Source organism: Kitasatospora sp. NPDC093558, from assembly GCF_040683475.1.
Lineage (GTDB): Bacteria > Actinomycetota > Actinomycetes > Streptomycetales > Streptomycetaceae > Kitasatospora.
Genome location: NZ_JBFBDY010000490.1, coordinates 1 through 4,802 on the forward strand (window position 1 = coordinate 1; position 4,802 = coordinate 4,802).

Here is a 4,802-nt window from a genome sequence, read left to right on the forward strand (position 1 = left end):
CTCTGGCGGACCTGCGCGGCGGCGACGCCTACTACATCGACAGCGCCGCCCGCTGCTCAATCGGCTTCCCGGTCACCTCGAACGGCCAGCCCGGGTTCGTCAGCGCCGGCCACTGCGGCCAGGCCGGCTCCAGCGCCACCACCCGCGACGGCTCCTCCATCGGCACCTTCCAGGGCTCGACGTTCCCCGGCAACGACTACTCGTGGGTCCTGGCCGATTCGAGCTGGACGGCCCAGCCGCTGGTCAACAACTACGCCGGCGGCACGGTGACGGTCTCCGGGTCCTCGGTCGCCCCCATCGGCTCCTCGGTCTGCCGGTCGGGTTCCACCACGGGCTGGCACTGCGGCACCGTGCGGCAGTACAACGCCACCGTCAACTACTCCGAGGGCTCCGTCTCCGGCCTCACCCGCACCACCGTGTGCGCCGAGCCCGGCGACTCCGGCGGCTCGTTCATCTCCGGCAGCCAGGCGCAGGGCGTCACCTCCGGCGGCTCCGGCAACTGCACCTCCGGCGGCACCACCTACTTCCAGCCCGTCAACCCGATCCTCGACGCCTACGGTCTGACCCTGGCCACCAGCTGACCCCCCTCCCCCGAGCGGGTGCCCGCTTCCCGTCCGCCGGCGGGAGGCGGGCACTCTTTTTGCAGGCCAGGACGACACCAAACGTTCACTCAAGATTTACCTCCCGGTCGCCCGTGCAACTCTCGCGCCAGTGGTGGACGTTCACGCGGACCGACCGACGCAGAACCGCGATCCAACGGTGATCCGGCGCCCCTTGACGTCACGGTTGTTAGCGTTAACACTTCATTTCACGCCAGGCCGGAGCCCCTGCGGACCCACTCCCTCGACACGAGGACCGCTCCCGGCCGGCACCCGCTCGACCGCTCCCGGCCACCCTGCTATCGGGCGGCGCCGTGCCGGTCGCGGAACATCACTGGAGGAACTGTGCGGAAGCTTTCAGCGGGCCTCGTCGCCGCGGGTCTCGCCATGTCCCTGGCAGCCTGCGGCCAGAGCACCAACGGGGCCGGCGACGGCGCGGCCAAGGGCGACGCCAAGGGCGGTCTCGTCGGCATCGCCATGCCGACGAAGTCGTCGGAACGCTGGATCAACGACGGCAACAACATGGTCAAGGAGTTCCAGGCCAAGGGCTACAAGACCGACCTCCAGTACGGCGACAACGTCGTGGAGAACCAGGTCTCCCAGGTGGAGAACATGATCACCAAGGGCGCCAAGCTGCTGGTGATCGCCGCCATCGACGGTTCCTCGCTCACCAACGTGCTGCAGAAGGCGGCCGACGCACACATCCCGGTCATCTCCTACGACCGGCTGATCCGCGGCACGAAGAACGTCGACTACTACGCGACCTTCGACAACTACAAGGTCGGCGTCCTCCAGGGCGGCTACATCGTCGACAAGCTCGGGCTCAAGGACGGCAAGGGCCCGTTCAACATCGAGCTGTTCGCCGGCTCGCCCGACGACAACAACGCCACCTTCTTCTTCAACGGCGCGATGAGCGTTCTCAAGCCGTACATGGACCAGAAGAAGCTGGTCGTGCAGAGCGGCCAGACCGACTTCAACCAGGTCGCCACGCTGCGCTGGGACGGCGGTGTCGCCCAGTCCCGGATGGACAACCTGCTGAGCAAGGCCTACACCTCCGCCCACGTCGACGCCGTGCTCTCGCCGTACGACGGCATCTCGATCGGCATCATCTCCTCGCTCAAGGGCGTCGGCTACGGCAGCGCGAAGTCGCTGCCCATCGTCACCGGCCAGGACGGCGAGCTGGCCTCGGTGAAGTCGATCATCGCGGGCGAGCAGACCCAGACCGTCTACAAGGACACCCGCCAACTGGCCAAGGCCGCCGCCCAGATGGGCGACGCGGTGCTGACCGGCGGCAAGCCCGAGGTCAACGACACCAGCCAGTACGACAACGGCGCCAAGACCGTCCCGGCGCAGTTGCTCCAGCCGGTGAGCGTCGACAAGGACAACTACAAGCAGGTCCTGGTGGACAGCGGCCAGTACACCGCCGACCAGCTGAAGTAGTCCCCGGGTCCGTCCCGGCGGGACCGGCCCCGACCGGCGGTGCGGGGGCCGGACAACCCGTGTCCACCGCACCGCCCCCGAACGATACGGAAGCACAACCATGGCTGGACCCGTTCTCGAAATGCGGTCGATCAGCAAGTCGTTCCCCGGCGTCAAGGCACTGTCCGAGGTCAACCTGGCCGTCGCCGCGGGCGAGGTGCACGCCATCTGCGGTGAGAACGGCGCCGGCAAGTCCACCCTGATGAAGGTGCTCAGCGGCGTCTACCCGCACGGCAGCTACGAGGGCGAGATCCTGTTCGAGGGCGAGCCCTGCCGGTTCAGGGACATCCGGGCCAGCGAGCAGCGCGGCATCGTCATCATCCACCAGGAACTGGCCCTGGTGCCGTACCTGTCCATCGCCGAGAACGTCTTCCTGGGCAACGAGCACGCCACCCGGGGCATCATCAGCTGGCACCGGACGCTCACCCACGCCGCCGAACTGCTCCGGCAGGTCGGCCTGGACGAGAACCCGCACACCCGGGTCGCCGATCTCGGCGTCGGCAAGCAGCAGTTGGTCGAGATCGCCAAGGCGCTCGCCAAGAAGGTCAAGCTGCTCATCCTGGACGAGCCGACCGCCGCGCTGAACGACGAGGACAGCCGCAAGCTGCTCGACCTGATCCTGGAGCTCAAGGCGCAGGGCATCTCCTGCATCATCATCTCGCACAAGCTGAACGAGATCGCCAGGGTCGCCGACTCCGTGACCATCCTGCGCGACGGGCAGACGATCGAGACGATCGCGATCGGCTCCGAGGGCATCTCCGAGGACCGGATCATCCGCGGGATGGTCGGCCGCGACCTGGAGCACCGCTACCCCGAGCGACAGCCCTACGCGGAGGGCGGGGCGAGCATCGGGGAGGTCGCCTTCGAGGTCGAGGACTGGAGCGTCCGGCACCCCATCGACCAGCAGCGCATGGTGGTGGACGGCGCCTCGCTGACCGTGCGTCGCGGTGAGATCGTCGGCGTCGCCGGCCTGATGGGCGCCGGCCGCACCGAGCTGGCGATGAGCGTCTTCGGCCGCTCGTACGGGCGGTGGGCGGGCGGCAAGGTCCGGCTGCACGGCGAGGAGATCCGCACCCGGACGGTGCCCGAGGCGATCGCGCACGGGATCGCGTACGTCACCGAGGACCGCAAGCATTTCGGCCTCAACCTCATCGACGACATCAGCCGGAACATCTCCCTGAGCGCCCTCGGCAAGCTCTCCCGCAAGGGCCGGGTCGACCGGCACGAGGAGGCCAAGGTCGCCGAATCGTTCCGGCAGACCATGAACATCAAGGCCCCGACGGTGTTCACCCGGACCGGCACGCTCAGCGGCGGCAACCAGCAGAAGGTCGTCCTCAGCAAGTGGATCTTCGCCGAGCCGGAGGTCCTCATCCTCGACGAGCCCACCCGGGGCATCGACATCGGCGCCAAGGCGGAGATCTACACCGTCATCGCCGAGCTGGCCGCCCAGGGCAAGGCCGTGCTCGTCATCTCGTCCGAACTCCCCGAACTCCTGGGCCTGTGCGACCGGATCTACACCATGGCCGAAGGCCGGATCACCGGTGAGGTGGCCCGTGCCGACGCCACCCAGGAATCCCTCATGCGGCTCATGACCATGAGCGCCGCATCCAGCAACGAGCAGGTGTGAGGCATGGCCCCGACCGAGATCATCCCGGATACGTCCCCGAAGGCACCGCAGGCCGGCCCCGGCCCCTCCCTCGGCGGCGTCCTGGCCCGCGCGCTGCGCGGCAACGTGCGCCAGTACGGCATGCTGGTCGCGCTCGCGCTGATCGTGGTGCTGTTCCAGGTCTGGACGGACGGCATCCTGCTCCAGCCGCTCAACATCACCAACCTGATCCAGCAGAACGGTTACATCCTCATCCTGGCGATCGGGATGATGATCGTCATCATCGCCGGGCACATCGACCTCTCGGTCGGTTCGCTGGCCGCCTTCGTCGGGGCCGCGGCGGCGGTGCTGATGGTCAAGCACGACGTCCCGTGGCCCGTGGCGATGCTGGCCGCGCTGGTGGTCGGCGCCCTCGCCGGCGCCTGGCAGGGCTTCTTCATCGCCTACCTGGGCATCCCGTCCTTCATCGTCACCCTGGCGGGCATGCTGCTGTTCCGCGGCGGCACCCAGATCCTGCTGCAGGGCCAGTCGGTCGCGCCGTTCCCCAAGGGCTTCCAGAGCATCAGCAGCGGCTTCCTCCCCGAGGTCGGACCGCACACCAACTACCACAACCTCACCCTGCTGCTGGGCCTCGCGGTGCTGGCCGTCGCCATCCTCCAGGAGGTGCGCGGCCGGCGGCAGACCGCCTCGTACGGGCTGGAGGTCCTCCCGGCCGGCCTGTTCGTCGTCAAGCTCGCCGCGATCACGGCAGCCGTGGTGGTCTTCACGATGCTGCTGGCGAGCTACCACGGCGTGCCGATCGTCCTGCTGATCCTCGGCGCCCTGCTGGTCGGGTTCGGCTACCTGATGCGCAACTCGATCATCGGGCGGCACACCTACGCCATCGGCGGCAACGAGGCCGCGGCCAAGCTGTCCGGGGTGAAGAGCAAGCGGGTCGTCTTCCTCGCCTTCACCAACATGGGCGTCCTCGCGGCGCTCGCCGGGCTGGTCTTCGCCGCACGGCTCAACGCCGGCACGCCGCAAGCCGGCATCAACTTCGAGCTGGAGGCCATCGCCGCCGCCTTCATCGGCGGCGCCTCCGCCAGCGGCGGCGTGGGCACCGTGCTCGGCGCCATCAT

4 protein-coding genes are annotated in these 4,802 nt (G+C 68.5%); all 4 read left to right on the top strand.

The features are described 5' to 3' along the window. A partial coding sequence (locus AB0O00_RS29795) for a S1 family peptidase (RefSeq protein ID WP_363656995.1) occupies window positions 1–581 on the top strand: 581 nt, incomplete at its 5' end. 405 nt (window positions 582–986) lie between these two features. Further along, complete coding sequence (chvE, locus tag AB0O00_RS29800) at window positions 987–2,039, top strand: multiple monosaccharide ABC transporter substrate-binding protein (RefSeq protein WP_363656997.1); 1,053 nt, start codon at window positions 987–989, stop codon at window positions 2,037–2,039. A 100-nt stretch (window positions 2,040–2,139) separates the two neighbouring features. Then, window positions 2,140–3,705, top strand: coding sequence for a multiple monosaccharide ABC transporter ATP-binding protein (gene mmsA, locus AB0O00_RS29805; protein WP_363656999.1), 1,566 nt, complete (start codon window positions 2,140–2,142; stop codon window positions 3,703–3,705). A 3-nt stretch (window positions 3,706–3,708) separates the two neighbouring features. Further along, on the top strand, window positions 3,709–4,802 hold a 1,094-nt coding region (mmsB, locus tag AB0O00_RS29810), incomplete at its 3' end, for a multiple monosaccharide ABC transporter permease (protein WP_363657000.1).